This is a genomic window from Antribacter sp. NEAU-D49 (assembly GCF_057158775.1).
The window spans coordinates 21953-37522 of the sequence record NZ_JBXTSN010000032.1 but is presented as its reverse complement, the minus strand read 5'-3'; the positions used below and the strand labels follow the sequence as shown (position 1 = coordinate 37522).

Genomic DNA, 15570 nt, shown 5'->3' with positions numbered 1-15570 from the left:
CGCCTGCCGTCTCCGGCTCCCTGAGCGGGCCGTCGCCCTCAGCGGTGCTGGTCCGCGCTGTCGTGGTGGGCGAAGATCCGGCGGGTCGTCAGGTCGGCGCCCGTGAGGATGCCCGCCCGGCCGAGCAGGCGCCCGTTCTGCCAGTTCGACAGGCCGAGCTCCGGCTGGTGGAGGGCGTACTGCCCGTCGGCCCAGCGGGTGAACCCGTCGCCGACGAACGGGGCGTTCACCGTCTCGCGGAAGCGGGCGTGGGCAGCAGGGTCCTCGGAGACGAGCGCGGCGACGAACTGCGGGCTGTAGGCGTTGAAGAGCCGCACCGCCTCGTCGACGTCCTCGACCACCACGAGGCTCAGCTCGGGGGTCTCCTCCCACTCCCACTCGGTGCCGAGCTGGTCCACGTCGAGGAGGGTGGCGCGGGGCTCGGCCACGGTGCCCTCGGCGCGCCGGACCTCGATGGGGCGCGCCAGGTCGCCGTCGGGCAGCCAGGCCTCGCTGCCCTTGACGACGTGGACCCGGGCGACGCCGCCCCGGGCAGCGGCGGCCTCGTCGGCTGCCGCGAGCAGCAGCGGGACCAGCTCGCCCGCCCGCTCGCGCACGACGACGGCCACGTTGAGCGTGTTGCACACCTTCCGGTCGAGCGAGTGCCGCACCACGCCGGCGAGACGCTGAGGGTCGGCGGTGCGGTCGGCGACCAGCCAGGCGCCGCCCGTGCCGTGCGAGCTGACGGGGATGCCGCTCTGCCGGGCGACGCTGCTCAGCTCCGTGACGGCCGAGCCGGAACCGCGCACGACGGCGAGCGCCAGCCGGCTGTCGCTGAACAGCGCCCAGCCGGCCGAGCGTTCCCGGACGGGGACGAGGCAGACGGCGCCGTCGGGCAGGCCTGACGACTCCAGTGCCGGCCGGAGAGCGTGCTCGTGGATCGCCTGGGCGGTGGCGAGCGCGTCGCCGCCGATCCGCAGCACTGCGGTGTTGCCTGTGGCGAGCACCCCGGCGGCGTCGGCGAACACGTTGGGGCGGCCCTCGAAGACGAAGGCGATGACGCCGAGCGGCGCCGTCACGGTCTCGACGACCCAGTCGTCGTGCTCGACGCGGGAGACGACGTCGGTCCCCGGGCTCGCCTCGACGTGCGCGGCCCAGCCCCGCAGCCCGGCGACCATGTCCTCGCGCATGCGGTCCGACACCCGGAGGCGGGTCGTCGACCGGCCCAGGGACTCGGCGCGCGCGACGTCGGCCGCGTTGGCCTCGGCGACCCGCGACCAGACGGCGTCGTCGGCCAGCGCGTCCGCGAAGGCGACGTAGAAGGCGTGGACCGGCCCGGGACCAGCCGTGCGGAGGCGCTCGAACGCGGCCACGGCCGCGTCCACCTGCTGGCCGACGGCGGCGCGCACGGCCGCCGGGACGTGGAGCAGGGCACCCGTGGTCTGCACGACATGGAGGTGGTCACCGGGCTGGAAGGCGGCAGCCACGTCCGCAGGAACCGTCGTGAACCGGTCGCCGCCGAACGGGATGACGGCACCCGCCTCGAGGTGGGTGAGACTGCCCGGGGTCATTGCGGCCTCCTGCGTGCGAAGGGTCTGGGATGCGGCTCATCCTAGGACGGACGCGGATGTCGCCGGGTCTTACGGGCCCGGACTATGCTCCCCGTATGACTCTCCGGCGGAACTGGTGGTGGCTGCGCACGCAGCCGTGACCAGACGCGCCCGACGCCCGTCCCGAGCTGCCTGCCGCAGCCCGGGACGCTTCTGTTTTCAGGGAGCCGACGGCGGTGGCAGGCCCGAACCCCTTTTGAGGAGCCACCGATGACCACCGAGACAACTGCACGCGCCGACGAGCGGGTCCACTCCACCGAGTCCGTCCGCACCGCGCGCGAGCGCTCCGCCGTGCTGGAGCAGCAGATCGCCACCGACCCCTCCCGCTTCCGGGTGCTGACCGGCGAACGGCCCACCGGAGCCCTGCACGTGGGCCACCTGATCGCCACCCTCGACAACCGGGTGCGGCTCCAGGCCCGCGGCGTGGAGGTCTTCCTGATCGTGGCCGACTACCAGGTCATCACCGACCGCGACGTCGCCGGCGACCTGCCCGCCGTCATCCGTGAGGTGCTGCTCGACTACCTCAGCGCAGGGATCGACCCGGGCGCGACGACGATCTTCACGCACTCCGCCGTCCCGGCCCTGAACCAGCTGCTGCTGCCCTTCCTGTCGCTGGTCACCGTCGCGGAGCTCGAGCGCAACCCCACCGTCAAGGCGGAGACGCTCGCTGCGGAGGCGCGAGGACGACACGGGATGTCGGGACTGATGTTCACCTACCCGGTCCACCAGGCGGCGGACATCCTGTTCTGCCACGCCAACCTCGTGCCCGTCGGGCAGGACCAGCTGCCGCACCTGGAGATCAGCCGCACGATCGCCCGCCGCTTCAACAACCGCTATTCCGCCGGGCGGCCCTACTTCCCCGAGCCGGACGCGCTGATCGTCCAGACCCCGACCATCCTGGGGAACGACGGAGAGAAGATGTCGAAGTCGGCGGGCAACGCGCTGGAGATCCGGGCGTCGGAGGATGACACGGTCCGGTTCGTCAAGTGTGCCAAGACCGACTCCGAGCGGCACATCACCTACGAGCCCGACCGCCGGCCCGAGATCGCGAACCTCCTGACCATCGGCGCGCACTTCGCCGGGACGACGCCGGAGGCGCTGGCCGAGTCCGTCGGCGCTGCGGGCGCCGGACGGCTCAAGCAGGTCGTCACCGAGGCGCTCGTCGAAGGGCTGCGCCCGATCCGAGCCCGCCGGGCCGAGGCGGCGGAGCGCGGTCCCGAGTACCTGCAAGCCCTGCTCGCCCGCGGCAACGAGCGGGCGAACGAGATCGCCGACCGCACCCTGAACGACGTGCGTGACCTCATGGGGATGCGGTACTGAGCCGCAGGGCGGGGCACGTCGGCGATACGCCGCCGACGTGCCCCAACAATTGGAATGCCCGAGAGCCTACCCGTGGCCGGGCGAACCCCCGCGCGCGAGCGCCCGCTCAAGCCAGTCAGCGGGCCTGTGCATCCTGTCTGCTGGGATGTCGTAGAAGATCAAGCCGTGCTTCGCTGCGAGGCGTGCGACCAAGGCATGCATAGCGCCAGCACGCGAGTAGACCATTTGAAGGTACATCCAGTCCGGACCGTGTTCGAGGGGCGTGGCAGTCCACGGGCTGACTGCGAGTTCGTCGTCGTCCATGTCCTCGTCGTCTGGATGGATCGACGTGACCTCTGCATGGAAGGCAGCGATCCGCGGGTCCGAGTGCGACGGGTCATCCACGTCGTCCTCTGTCCCGTCCTCAAGGGACTCAAAGATCGCGTCCACGCGCGCCCGCACGGCATTGTCATCGCCGTCGACTGCAAAGACGGCCAGGTCGTAGCTCATCGCCTGAGGGTAGCGGTGACGTCTGGCGCGTTGATTCCGCAGATCTCCGGCTCGCCGTGGCGTGGTCGCTGCTCCGCCCGGGCCACCCCGTGTGATCGGCAGCGGCCGACGGGCGGCCGGCAGCGTGCGGCTGGATGCATGGGAGCGGACGAGTCGGTCTGTACGCCGGGTTCTGTCCCCGCGCGCGGTTGCCCCCGCGCGGGTGACGGCCATCCATCTAGGCCCTGCGTTGCCGCAGGGCTCGAGCGGTCTACCCGACTGTGTCTCTCCGAGGAGAGTCGGGCGGGCAGCCCTCAGACACAGTCTGTCTGACCTTGCTCCAGGTGGGGTTTACCTAGCCGCCCCCGTCACCGGGAGCGCTGGTGGTCTCTTACACCACCCTTTCACCCTTACCGCCGGCCCTGGGGCCGGAGGCGGTCTGCTCTCTGTGGCACTGTCCCGCGGGTCACCCCGGGTGGCTGTTAGCCACCACCTTGCCCTGTGGAGCCCGGACGTTCCTCGCCCCCGGTTGCCCGGGGCCGCGACCGTCCGACCGACTCGTCCGCCTCCCAAGACTACCTGGTCAGGGCCCTCCGGTCGGCGGCGGCGGTCACACCTCGACGCGGTAGCTCAGCGCCAGCTGGTCCCCGCTCACGCCCCGGATCCCCCAGTTCTCGCGCGGGCTCTCCACGATGATCAGCTCGAGGTCGTCGGCCGACAGCCCGAGGGCAGGCGCGACGTCGTCGTACATCGCGGCGATCAGGGCGCGGCGCGCCTCGCGGCTGCGGCCCGTGAAGCACAGCACCTCGACCACGAGGTAGGCGTCGGAGCGCGGGGCGACCAGGTCGTCGTCGTCCAGGAGGAGGAAGCGCTGGAAGCGCTTGTCCTCCGGGAGCCGCCACGTGGAGACCAGAGCCGCGTGGAGGAGGTCGGAGACCTCCTGCCGCCGCGCACCCCAGACCGACCGCCTGCCGTAGACCTTCACGTGTGCCATCCCGCCACCGTAGTGACGCCCGTCGCGCCACGGCCAGGACGCCCGCCGGCCGGGCGCGCTTAGGCTTGACGCGTGCTCCTCCTGCTCCCGCCCTCCGAGGGCAAGACGCCCGCGCCCGACGACGCCGCTCCCCTCGACCTCGCGGCCCTCGCGCACCCGGAGCTCACGGCGCAGCGCCACCTCGTCCTCGACGCGCTCGCCACTGTCAGCGCCCGGCCGGACGCCACCACGGTGCTCGGCGTGAGCGACGGCCTCGCCGACGAGGTGGCCCGCAACACCGGCCTGCGCACCGCTCCCGCCGCCCCCGCCACCCACGTTTACACCGGGGTGCTCTACGCGGCGGCCGGGCTCGCCCGCCTCGAGGGCGCGGCTGCAGCCCGCGCGCAGGAGTCGGTCCGGATCTTCTCCGGACTGTGGGGTGTGGTCGCCCCTGGGGACCGCATCCCGGCGTACCGGCTGAGCATGGGCGTCACGCTGCCCGACGGCGTCGGCCCGCTCGCCCGGGCATGGAAGCCCGCCCTGGCCTCGACCCTCGACGGGCGGGCGGCGGGCGACGTCGTGGTCGACTGCCGGTCGGCAACCTATGTGGCGGCGTGGCGCCCGCGCGTGACCGGCGACGGCGCCGCCGACTGGGTCGAGGTGCGCGTGCTGCGCGAGGTCGACGGGAAGCGGTCGGTCGTGTCGCACAACGCGAAGCACACGCGCGGCGTGCTCGCGGGCCACCTGCTGCGGCGGGAGGTGGAGCCGATGTCGGCGGAGGACGTGCTCAAGGCCGCCCAGGAGCTGGTCGGGACGGTCATCCTCACGGAGATCGGGAGCGGGCGCGACCAGACCCTCATCGAGGCGAACCTCCTCGACGGCCGGGCGCGCGGGCCGCGCACGCTGGAGCTCGTCCTTGCCTGATCTCCTGGCCTGATCCACCGTCGGCTGGTTGTATTCGCCCATGAGCAGCCAGGGGAACCTTCGCACCGCCCGAGTGGCGGTCGCCGCGGCCTTCTTCGCCCAGGGGTTCGTGTACATCAGCCTGACGACGCGGCTCCCGCGGTTCCAGGAGGCGTGGCTGCTCGACGAGGTGATGCTCTCGCTCCTGCTCCTCATGATGGTGCTGCTCGCCGGGCTGGGCTCGGTCGTGGCCGAACCTGCCGCCCGGCGCCTCGGCAGCGCGACCGTGCTCCGCGCGGGACTCCTCCTCGCCGCGATGGCCGTCCCCGTGCTGGCCCTCGCGCCCAGCCAGGCGGTCTTCATCGCGGCGATGGCGGCGTACGGGGTGGCCCTCGGCCTCGTGGACGCGGCGTCGAACATGCAGGCGGTCGCAATCGAGCACCGGGCCGGGCGCCCCATCCTCCCGTCCACGCACGGGTACTGGACCGTCGGCGGAGTTATCGCCGCGGCGCTGGCGCTGGCGTTCGGTGCCATCCCGGTAGCGGCCAGCGCGGTGGTCGCCGTGGTGCCGCTCGCCATCACCTTCGCGCCGTACCTCGCGCGGGCCGACGTCGCCGCGGCGGCGCCTGCCGAGGTGACGTCGCCTGCCGCGGGGACCAGGCCGGCGTCGGGCGCCATGCCGGGCACCGCACCCGTTCCGGTGCCGTGGCGGCCCATCATGCTCGTCGGCCTGGGGCTCGTCGTGTTCTACATGGTCGACACCGCCGCCACGACGTGGGGGCCGTCGCTGCTGGCGCGGGTGTTCGACACGCCGTCGGGCCTCGTGGCTCTGGCGACCTTTCCCTACCTGGTCGCGACGATGCTGACCCGCCTGGCGGGCGACCGCCTCGTGGTGCGGTTCGGCGTGGCACCCGTGCTCCGCGTCGGGGCGCTCGTGGCGTGCGCCGCCCTGGCCCTGGTGGTGCTGGCACCCTCGTGGCCGGTGGCCGTCGCGGGCTTCACGCTGCTCGGTGCGGGCGTGGCGGTGGTCGCGCCGCTGAGCTTCTCCGCCGCCGCCCGGATCGCGGGCGGCGGGCGCGAGCGGGTCGACGCCGTCATCGCCCGGTTCAACCAGTTCAACTACGCGGGCGCGCTGCTGGGGTCGGTGCTGACGGGGCTCGTGGGCTCGGACTCGCTCCGCGTCGGGTTCGCTCTCCCGGCGGTCCTGGTCCTCGCGCTGGTCCCGCTGGCCCGGGCCTTCGCGGCGCCGCCGCGGGTGCTGTAGGCCTCGGCTGCGGTAGACCGCTGGTGCCGTTGCCCGGGCCGGCGGGCGATGTCGGCCGCGGGCGCCGCGGCGCTCAGCCGTCCGTAGGGTACCCCGCCACGGTGACCTCGCTGGTGCCGTCCGACCAGAGCCGCAGCACGGACAGCGACGCCGGCGGCACCCGCAGGCGCGACCAGTGCGACGCCGGCGCCCCGTACGCCACCCCCACCGCCGTGCGGATCTGTACCGCATGCCCCACGACGACGACCGTGCGACCCGCTCCCCCGTCGGCCAGGGCGGTCAAGCCGTCCCAGACGCGCAGCCCGCACTGGGCGTACGACTCGCCGCCGGGCGGCGCGTACGTGCCCGTGGAGTGCCAGAGCGCCAGCTCGCCGGGCCACCGCTGCTCGATCTCGACCCCGGTGAGGCCCTCCCACTCGCCGAACCGGCACTCAGCGAACCGGTCGTCGGTGGTGACGGGCAGCCCCAGCCGACGACCGATCGCCGCCGCCGTCTCCTGGGTACGCACCAGCGGCGACGCGACGATCTGGGTGGCCCGGGGAAGGTCCGGCCACAGGCGGCGGCCCTGCCCGCGGCCCATCCGGAACACGGCGTCGGCCGCCTGGGCGGCCTGGGTTCGCCCGCGCTGCGACAGCGGCGGGCCGGGCACGTCCGAGCCGGAATAGCCGCGCGCCTCGGTCATCGGCGTCACCCCGTGGCGCACCAGCACCACGGTGAGCGGCTGGGCGTCGTCGAACCGGGTGACCGCGCCCAGCGGGCGCACGTGGGTGTCCCTGCCGGGTGGGGCGCCTGCCCCCGAACCGGTCGGGTCCCGCCTCACCGTCATGACCTGCCCGGGCGGGCACCGCCCCGGCCGGAGCGGTGCACCCGGGTGCGCGCTGCGTCGTCGGGCACCCGTTACTCCTTGACGCCGCGAACCAGGATGCGCCCGCACTCCTCGCAGCGCACCACCTGCTCCGGCGGGGCGGTGCGCGCGACCTGGAGGTCGGACGGGTTCAGGTCGAGGCGGCAGCCCTCGCACCGGCCGCCGCGGAGCGCCGCGGCGCCGAGGCCGCCGAGCTGCCCGCGCAGCTTGTCGTACAGGGTGACGAGGCCCTCGTCCAGCCCCTCCGCCAGGCGGGCCCGCTCCGTGGCGAGCGCCGCGACCTGGGTGTCGAGCTCCGCCCACGCGGCGTCCCGCTCGGCCTCCACTGCCGCCTTGTCGGCGAGCAGCTCGTCGTTCGCCTTCTCGAGCTTGGCGAGCGCGTCCTCGTGCGCCTCGAGGCGCTCCATGACGTCGAGCTCGACCTCCTCCAGCGCCGCCTGACGGCGGCCCAGCGAGGCCAGCTCGTCGGTGAGGGCCACCGCGTCCTTGGCCCCCACACCGCCGCTCTCCAGGCGCGCCTGGTCGCGGGCCGCACGGGTGCGCACCTGCTCCACGTCGGCCTCGGCCTTGGTGAGCTCGCGGCGCAGGTCGGCCAGCCGGGTGCGCGACTCGACCAGCGAGCCGTGCAGGTCGGCGATGCGCCCGTCCAGCTCGGCGATCTTGGCGAGCGCGGGCAGGTTGCGACGCTGGTGGGCCAGCTGCTGGGCACGCGTGTCCAGCGCCTGGACCTCCAAGAGCCTCAGCTGGTCGGCGGGCGGTGCAGTGGTCACCGGCGGTTCCTCTCGGTCGATGCAGTTGTGTGGTTCCGCGGGGTCGGGCTGCGGGCTGTCCGGCCGCGCTGCCCTTTCCGGCTTTCCGGCCGGGGCCGTCAGCGACCCGGGGACGCGACGCGCGCGGTCCAGGGGTCGGTGGACAGCGTGCTCACGCGCGTCTCCACGGTGGCCACGCTACCGTGCGCGGCCGTCAGGGAGGCGACGAGGTCGGCGGCCGCGTAGGCCAGCCACGGCCACTCGCTGGCGAAGTGGGCCACGTCGACGAGGAAGGGGGTGCCGGCCCGGGTGCCGGCGATGCTCCGCGACGCCTCGAAGGCGGCGCGCTCGCGAAGCTCCGAGGCGGGATGGTGGCGCAGGTCGGCAGTGACGTACACGTCGGCCTCGGCGGCACGCACCGCGTCGAAGAGCGAGTCTCCCGAGCCACCGACGACGGCGGCGCTGGTCACCAGTGCGTCGAGGTCGCCCGCCACGCGGATCCCCTGGGCGGTGCCGGGCAGGGCCGCAGCCACCCGCTCGGCGAACGCCGCCAGGGTGACCGGCTCGGCGAGTCGACCCACGCGGCCGATGCCACGCTCCTCGTCCGCGGCCGAGACGACCAGCGGGCGGCGGTCGACCACGCCGACGAGATCGGCGAGAGCGTCTGCCACGCCGCGCGGCGCGGAGTCGGCGTTGGTGTGCGCCACGTGCAGGCCGACGCCGGCCGAGACCAGTCGGTGCACCACCGAGCCCTTGAAGGTGGTGGCGGCGACCGAGTGCACGCCGCGGAGGAAGAGGGGGTGGTGGGTCACGACGAGGTCGGCGCCCCACTCCAGGGCCTCGTCCACGACGGCGGCGACCGGGTCCACCGCGAACAGGACCTTCCGGACCGGCGCGGCAGGGTCGCCGGCGACCAGCCCGACGGCGTCCCAGCCCTCCGCGGTGGTGGGCGGGTACAGGTCGTCGAGGACGGCGACCACCTGCGCGAGGGACGGTGCGGGGGCGGGTGCCGGCGTAGCGCTGCTCACGTCGGCAGCGTAGCCCGGCGGGTGCACCGCTGATCGCTTCGGCAGGCCGACGCGGCCGCGCGCACATTGCTTCGGCAGTTTGTCGTGGCCACGCGCACCTCACATCGGCAGTTAGTCGTGGCCACGCGCACATCACTTCGGCAGTTTGTCGTCGGATCGGCAGTTCGAAGTGCCGATCCGACGACAAACTGCCGAAGTGATGTGCGCGGGCCCCCCCCCCCCCCCCCCGGCGGGGGGGGGGGGGCCCCCCCGCCCCCCCCCCGCCCCCCCCCCCCGACAAACTGCCGAAGTGATGTGCGCGGGGCCGAAGTGATGTGCGCGGGGCGTCGTGGCGCGGGCCGCTGGCGCCGGGTGACATTGCGTAATCGTTTAACAGCCTCGATTCGACAACGTTTTCGTGCCACGCTCGCCGCGACGCGGTCCCGCCGCCAGCGACGGGTCGCTCACCACCGATGCACCTCGACGAGGAGGACGACATGAAGGACCTCAGCCCGCACGGGGCGAGGCGGTTCCCCTGGCGCAGCCTGGCCGGAGCCGCCGGAGCGCTCGCGATCACGGCGAGCCTCGCCGTCGGCGCCAGCACCTCAGCACAGGCCGCCGGCAGCACGCTGCAGGCCGCAGCCGCGGAGTCCGGCCGGTACTTCGGTACGGCCATCGCCGCGAACCGGATGAGCGACAACACGTACATCACCATCGCGAACCGTGAGTTCAACATGATCACGGCCGAGAACGAGATGAAGATGGACGCGACGGAGCCGTCGCAGAACCAGTTCAACTACACCAACGGCGACCGCATCGTCAGCTGGGCCCGCTCCAACGGCAAGCAGGTGCGCGGCCACGCGCTGGCCTGGCACTCCCAGCAGCCGGGCTGGATGCAGAACATGAGCGGCACCGCGCTGCGCAACGCCATGCTCAACCACGTCACCCAGGTCGCCACGCACTACCGCGGCCAGATCCACTCCTGGGACGTGGTGAACGAGGCCTTCGCCGACGGCTCGACCGGCGCCCGCCGCGACTCGAACCTGCAGCGCACGGGCAACGACTGGATCGAGGCCGCGTTCCGCGCCGCCCGCGCCGCCGACCCGGGCGCCAAGCTCTGCTACAACGACTACAACACCGACGACTGGACGCACGCCAAGACCCAGGCCGTGTACAACATGGTCCGCGACTTCAAGGCCCGCGGCGTGCCCATCGACTGCGTCGGGCTCCAGTCGCACTTCAACGCACAGAGCCCCGTGCCCAGCAACTACCAGACCACGCTGTCGAGCTTTGCCGCCCTGGGCGTCGACGTCCAGATCACCGAGCTGGACATCGAGGGCTCCGGCACCGCCCAGGCGGACAACTACCGCCGCGTGGTCCAGGCCTGCCTGGCCGTCCCGCGCTGCACCGGCATCACCGTGTGGGGCGTGCGCGACACCGACTCGTGGCGTGCCAGCGGCACCCCGCTCCTCTTCGACGGCAGCGGCAACAAGAAGCCGGCCTACACGGCCACGCTGGACGCGCTGAACGCGGGCGGCACCGGCACCCCGACCCCCACGCCCACGCCGACCCCCACACCGACCCCGACGCCCACGCCGACGCCGACCCCCACCCCGACTCCCACCCCGCAGCCGGGCGGGTGCACGGCGGCCTTCCGGCTCGTGAACTCGTGGCAGGGCGGCTTCCAGGGTGAGGTCGTCGTCACGGCGGGCTCTGCCCGCACGGGGTGGACCACGTCGTTCACCCTCCCGAGCGGCACCACCATCAACCAGCTCTGGAGCGGCACGCTGACGTCGTCCGGAACCACGCACACGGTCCGTAACGTCTCGTGGAACGGCAACCTCGGTGCCGGCCAGAGCACCACGTACGGATTCACCGGCACCGGCCCTGCGCCGTCGGCCACGACGGTCACCTGCAGCTGACCCTCCTCCCCCGGTGGCCGGGGCGCGCCGAACCCCTTCTCGGCGCGCCCCGGCCACCGGCCTCTCCGGGCGACGGCCCGCCCTTGCCGGCCCTGCCAGCCCCTGCCGGCCCCGCCCGCCCTCGCCGATCCGACCGCTTGGCACGCTATTTTGCGTCAGCGTAGCTCTCGACGACCGCGACGCTGAGCGGGAAGTCCACCGGGAACCCCGCGAACAACAGCTGCCCCGCCTCCTCGGCCGCGGCGCGCACCTCGTCGGCCACCGCTGCCGCGAGCGCCGCCGGCGTGTGCACCACCACCTCGTCGTGCAGGAAGTAGACGAGGTGCGGCCTCCGTGCGAAGGGCTCGGGCGTGAGGCCCGGCTCGAGGTCCGCCTCGCCGAGCGCCCAGAGTCGCCGCCGGATCGACGCCACCCAGCACAGCGCCCACTCCGCGGCGGTTCCCTGGACCACGAAGTTGCGCGTGAACCGGCCCCAGGCGCGCGTCTGGGACCGGGCCCTGGACTGCGCGTCGGCCCCGGCGTCCTCGTCGAAGGCGCTGCCCTGGACGCTCGCCCAGGACTCGCCGGGCGGCGGGGACGAGCGACCCAGCCGCGTGCTGACCACCTCGCCCCGCTCCCCCGCCCGTGCCGCCCGCTCCACGAGGTCGATCGCGGCCGGGAACGCCTTGGCCAGCTTGGGCATCACCTGCGCGGACACGCCGGTGGTGCCGCCGTACATCGCCCCGAGCATGCCGACCTTGGCGTGCTCGCGCGTCTCGACCGCGCCTGTGGCGACGATGCCCGCGTACAGGTCGGTGGGCGTCCCGTCGTGGGTGCGGCCCGCTGCGGCCATGCGCTCGTCGCGGGCGAGCCCGGCGAGGACGCGCGGCTCGAGCTGCGCCGCGTCGGCCACCACGAAGGTCCACCCGGGGTCGGCGAGCACTGCCTGGCGCACGTTCTTGGGAAGCTGCAGGGCGCCGCCGCCGCTGGACGCCCACCGTCCCGTCACGACGCCGCCCACCACGTACTCCATGCGGAACCGGCCGTGCGGCGCCCAGGTGTCGAGCCAGGACCAGCCGTTCGCGGTCCAGAGCCGGTACAGCGACTTGTACTCGAGCAGCGGCTCCACCACCGGATGGTCGAGCCGTTCGAGCTCCCACTTGCGCAGGCTCCGCGCGCCCACGCCCGCGTACTCCATGGCCTTGAGCAGGTCGGGGTGCGAGTCGGGGTTGAGGGTGGGCGGCGCGTCGAGCGCTTCCCGGATGCGCTGGGCCAGCGCCTCCAGCCGCTCGGGGCGCGCACCCAGTCGCGGACGCGGGCCGAGCGCGTCGGTGAGGATCGCGTCGTGCACGTCGGCCCGCCACGGCAGCCCGGTGTGGTGCATCTCGGCGGCGGCGAGGGCGCCCGCCGACTCGGCGGCGAGCAGCAGGCGCAGCCGCCCCGGGTCCGCACTCGCCGCGACGGCGGCGAGCTGCGCGGTCAGCTCGGCGAGCGGGTCCAGCCCGTCGCTGGATGCCTCGCTGCCCGACGCCGGTGCCTCGCCCCCCGTACCCGGCCCACGTTCGCCGGGCCTACCCGGGCGGAGGGTGCCGAGCCGCCGGACGGCCGCGGCGCCCTCCAGCTCGAACAAGGGCTCCGCTGCGGGCTCCCCGTGCAGACCGGCGCTGGTGGGCCCGGGCGGCGTGGGCGCGAGCCGGTCCCACGGTCCCCGAGGCGCCGTCGCGAGCGTCGTGCCCGCCGTGAGCGCGGAGGCGCGGAGGATCGCGTGGGCCAGCCGCAGGTCGTACGAGCGGTCCACCCGCACCCCGGCCGTGAGGAGCTCGGAGTACCACCTGTTGGTGTCGTCCCACGTCCACCGGACCGGCCCCGGGGCGGACCGGACCTCCTCCGCGAGGCGGGCCGCGGGCAGGTGGCGCGTCTCGCCCAGCGGGGCGCCGTCGTCGGGCACCGCGATCTCGGGGACCGCGACGGAGCCCACCATCCCGGCGGGCTCCTGAGTGAGGACGACATGCACGCGGCCAGTGTCCCCCGAGCCACTGACACCCGTGCCCCGCCTCTCCCTTACCCCGTGTGATCGGCAGAACGTCGGATGATCGGCAGCCCGGGCTGCCGATCATCCGACGTTCTGCCGATCACACGGGCGGAGCAGCGGCGACGCGGGGAGGTCACACGGGGCGGGCGTGGCCCGACGCCGCAACCCGGCGGGGCGGGTCCGTCAGGAGGGGCACGGCGTCGACCCACTGCTCCACGGCGCCCTCGGCGGGCAGCGCCCGGACGGCGCCGTCGGTGATCGCCTCGGCGAGCGCCTCGGGGACGCCGCGCACGCCGTGGAAGGGCCGGTCGTAGAACGGGCCGGTGGCCGGGCCGTCGAGCGCGGGGAGACCCGTCTCCCGCTGCCGCTCGTGCACGGCCTCGCACGCGGCGGCCAGGGCAGCGTCGCGCTCCTGCCAGGTGGCCGCCGCGAGCGCCGCGGCCAGCGGCGGCCCGGCCGTGGCCGCGACGGGGAGCCGGGCGAACAGCGTGCCCGACCACTTGGGGTACGGCGGCCAGCTCCGCTCCAGGAGGAAGCCGAGGCGGACGAGGCTCCCGGCTACGCGGGCTGCGACGACGCGGGACCCGAGGTCGTCGCCCCGGTCGCCCGCCCGGCCGACGAGGGGCAGCTCCTGGCCCACGCGGCGCCACTCGGCGGCGAGGACGTGCAGCCAGACGTCGTGCGGGTACCACGCGAGGCGTTCCCGCACGCGGGTGATCTCACCGGGCCCGTCCTCGAAGACGGGGCCGGCGACGACCTCGAGGACCGACTGCCCCGTGAGGGCCAGCCAGTCGCCCGGCGCCAGGTCCTGGCTCACGTCCAGGCCGGTGCGGGACCGGGCGAAGCCCGCGGCGTCGGCCACCTCGACCCGGTGCGTCACCCGGGGATCCCAGGTGGTGGCGAAGCGTGTCGGCAGGCCGCGGAAGGTGGCGGGGAGCCCGGCCTCGAGCAGCGCGTCGATGTCCGCCACGCGGTCGGCGGGGACGATCAGGGTGAGCCGCAGGCCCCAGTCGTGGTCGCGCGAGGTCTCGTCGTCGAGGCCGAGCACGTCGGAGCCGGAGCCGAGCCTGCCTGCGGCTCTCGGCAGGCCGGGCGCCGCCCGGTCAAGGAGCGGCCGCACCACCTCCGCCCAGTACGCGCAGGCGAGCTCCGTCCCGGGACCCTGGGGCACGGTGTCTGTCACGGCCGTGATCCTGTCAGCCCGTGGCGCCGGGTCGCCACCGCATTCCCTCCCGCCGCCGAGCCTGCGACAATGCGTCGGTGCGCAAGATCCGTCAGAGCCAGAAGCTGCGTGGCGTCCGCTACGACGTCCGCGGGCCCATCCTCGTCGAGGCCGAGCGCCTCGAGGCGGAGGGGCACCGCATCCTCAAGCTGAACATCGGCAACCCGGCGCCGTTCGGGTTCGAGGCACCCGAGGCCATCCTGGCCGACGTGATTCACCACCTGCCGCAGGCGCAGGGGTACAGCGACTCACGGGGCATCTACTCCGCGCGCACGGCGGTGGCGCAGTACTACCAGTCCCGCGGGCTGCACGACGTCCACGTGGACGACGTGTTCATCGGCAACGGCGTCTCCGAGCTGATCTCGCTGGTGCTCCAGGCCTTCGTGGACGACGGCAACGAGATCCTCGTGCCGGCGCCCGACTACCCGCTCTGGACGGGGGCGGTCACGCTCTCGGGCGGCAAGGCCGTGCACTACCTCTGCGACGAGTCGAACGGCTGGATGCCCGACCTCGCCGACATCGAGTCGAAGATCACCGAGAACACGCACGCGCTCGTGATCATCAACCCGAACAACCCCACGGGCGCGGTCTACAGCAAGGAGATGGTGGAGGCGCTCGTCGACATCGCGCGTCGCCACGAGCTGGTGGTCTTCGCCGACGAGATCTACGAGAAGATCCTGTTCGACGACGCCGTGCACCACCACGCCGCGACAGCCGCCGGCTCCGACGTGCTGTGCCTGACGTTCAGCGGCCTGTCGAAGGCCTACCGGGTGTGCGGCTACCGGGCCGGCTGGGTCATGATCTCGGGCCCCACCGAGATCGCGGAGGAGTTCCTCGAAGGCCTCACGCTCGTGGCCAACATGCGCATGTGCGCCAACGTGCCGGCGCAGCACGCGATCCAGACGGCGCTCGGCGGGTACCAGTCGATCGACGAGCTCATCGTGCCCGGCGGCCGCTTCTACGAGCAGAGCATGCTGGCGCACCGCCTGCTCAACGAGATCCCCGGCGTCACGTCGGTGAAGCCGCGCGGCGCGCTGTACTGCTTCCCGCGGCTCGACCCGGAGGTATACCCGATCGACGACGACCAGCAGTTCGTCATCGAGCTGCTCCGGGCGAAGAAGCTTCTCGTCACGCACGGCTCCGGGTTCAACTGGCCCCGGCCCGACCACTTCCGCCTCGTGACCCTGCCCGACGTGGACGTGCTCGAGGACGCGATCACCCGGATCGCCGAGTTCCTCGCGGTCCGCCGCGCGGGCTGAGGAGTCCCTGGGCTGCGC

General features: G+C 73.8%; 13 protein-coding genes and 1 other RNA gene. 5 read left to right on the top strand and 9 right to left on the bottom strand.

Features of this window, described 5'->3' with window-relative positions:
• Nucleotides 1-38: 38 nt before the first annotated feature.
• Entirely contained in the window at nucleotides 39-1550 is a 1512-nt protein-coding gene (locus AC060K_RS19810) for an aldehyde dehydrogenase family protein (protein ID WP_483767068.1), read from the bottom strand.
• 249 nt (nucleotides 1551-1799) lie between these two features.
• On the opposite strand from AC060K_RS19810, the gene trpS reads away from it, so the two are divergent.
• Complete coding sequence (gene trpS / locus AC060K_RS19805) at nucleotides 1800-2909, top strand: tryptophan--tRNA ligase (RefSeq protein WP_483767067.1); 1110 nt, start codon at nucleotides 1800-1802, stop codon at nucleotides 2907-2909.
• A 66-nt stretch (nucleotides 2910-2975) separates the two neighbouring features.
• Here trpS and AC060K_RS19800 read toward each other — a convergent pair whose 3' ends face one another.
• The 3 genes from AC060K_RS19800 to AC060K_RS19790 form a co-directional block, all read right to left on the bottom strand.
• Nucleotides 2976-3398, bottom strand: coding sequence for a hypothetical protein (locus AC060K_RS19800; protein WP_483767066.1), 423 nt, complete (start codon nucleotides 3396-3398; stop codon nucleotides 2976-2978).
• Between the two features lie 145 nt (nucleotides 3399-3543).
• Nucleotides 3544-3938, bottom strand: an RNA gene (gene rnpB, locus AC060K_RS19795) — RNase P RNA component class A.
• Nucleotides 3939-3987: 49 nt separating this feature from the next.
• Nucleotides 3988-4371 (bottom strand): tautomerase family protein, encoded by a 384-nt coding sequence (locus AC060K_RS19790; protein ID WP_483767065.1) that lies wholly within the window; start codon nucleotides 4369-4371, stop codon nucleotides 3988-3990.
• Between the two features lie 72 nt (nucleotides 4372-4443).
• On the opposite strand from AC060K_RS19790, the gene AC060K_RS19785 reads away from it, so the two are divergent.
• Both AC060K_RS19785 and AC060K_RS19780 read left to right on the top strand, forming a co-directional pair.
• Nucleotides 4444-5274 (top strand): YaaA family protein, encoded by an 831-nt coding sequence (locus tag AC060K_RS19785; RefSeq protein ID WP_483767064.1) that lies wholly within the window; start codon nucleotides 4444-4446, stop codon nucleotides 5272-5274.
• A 40-nt stretch (nucleotides 5275-5314) separates the two neighbouring features.
• The gene (locus AC060K_RS19780; protein WP_483767063.1) at nucleotides 5315-6517 is read left to right on the top strand and encodes an MFS transporter; all 1203 of its coding nucleotides are present in this window, start codon (nucleotides 5315-5317) and stop codon (nucleotides 6515-6517) included.
• Between the two features lie 73 nt (nucleotides 6518-6590).
• Here AC060K_RS19780 and AC060K_RS19775 read toward each other — a convergent pair whose 3' ends face one another.
• From AC060K_RS19775 to AC060K_RS19765, 3 genes are all read right to left on the bottom strand, one after another.
• Nucleotides 6591-7280: a histidine phosphatase family protein gene (locus AC060K_RS19775; RefSeq protein ID WP_483767062.1), complete on the bottom strand. Its 690-nt coding sequence runs from the start codon at nucleotides 7278-7280 to the stop codon at nucleotides 6591-6593.
• A gap of 134 nt (nucleotides 7281-7414) precedes the next feature.
• Complete coding sequence (locus AC060K_RS19770; protein ID WP_483767061.1) at nucleotides 7415-8152, bottom strand: zinc ribbon domain-containing protein; 738 nt, start codon at nucleotides 8150-8152, stop codon at nucleotides 7415-7417.
• A gap of 98 nt (nucleotides 8153-8250) precedes the next feature.
• Entirely contained in the window at nucleotides 8251-9159 is a 909-nt protein-coding gene (locus AC060K_RS19765) for a Nif3-like dinuclear metal center hexameric protein (protein WP_483767060.1), read from the bottom strand.
• Between the two features lie 476 nt (nucleotides 9160-9635).
• Here AC060K_RS19765 and AC060K_RS19760 point away from each other — a divergent pair, with 476 nt between their 5' ends.
• Complete coding sequence (locus AC060K_RS19760; protein ID WP_483767059.1) at nucleotides 9636-11060, top strand: glycoside hydrolase family 10 protein; 1425 nt, start codon at nucleotides 9636-9638, stop codon at nucleotides 11058-11060.
• Between the two features lie 145 nt (nucleotides 11061-11205).
• On the opposite strand, the gene AC060K_RS19755 is transcribed toward AC060K_RS19760, so the two are convergent.
• Nucleotides 11206-13053 (bottom strand): bifunctional 3'-5' exonuclease/DNA polymerase, encoded by a 1848-nt coding sequence (locus AC060K_RS19755; RefSeq protein ID WP_483767058.1) that lies wholly within the window; start codon nucleotides 13051-13053, stop codon nucleotides 11206-11208.
• A 151-nt stretch (nucleotides 13054-13204) separates the two neighbouring features.
• Nucleotides 13205-14254 (bottom strand): DUF4037 domain-containing protein, encoded by a 1050-nt coding sequence (locus AC060K_RS19750; RefSeq protein WP_483767057.1) that lies wholly within the window; start codon nucleotides 14252-14254, stop codon nucleotides 13205-13207.
• 77 nt (nucleotides 14255-14331) lie between these two features.
• Between AC060K_RS19750 and AC060K_RS19745 the strand changes: the two genes are divergently transcribed.
• On the top strand, nucleotides 14332-15552 hold the full coding sequence (locus tag AC060K_RS19745) for a pyridoxal phosphate-dependent aminotransferase (protein WP_483767056.1): 1221 nt from the start codon (nucleotides 14332-14334) through the stop codon (nucleotides 15550-15552).
• The last annotated feature ends 18 nt before the right edge of the window (nucleotides 15553-15570 follow it).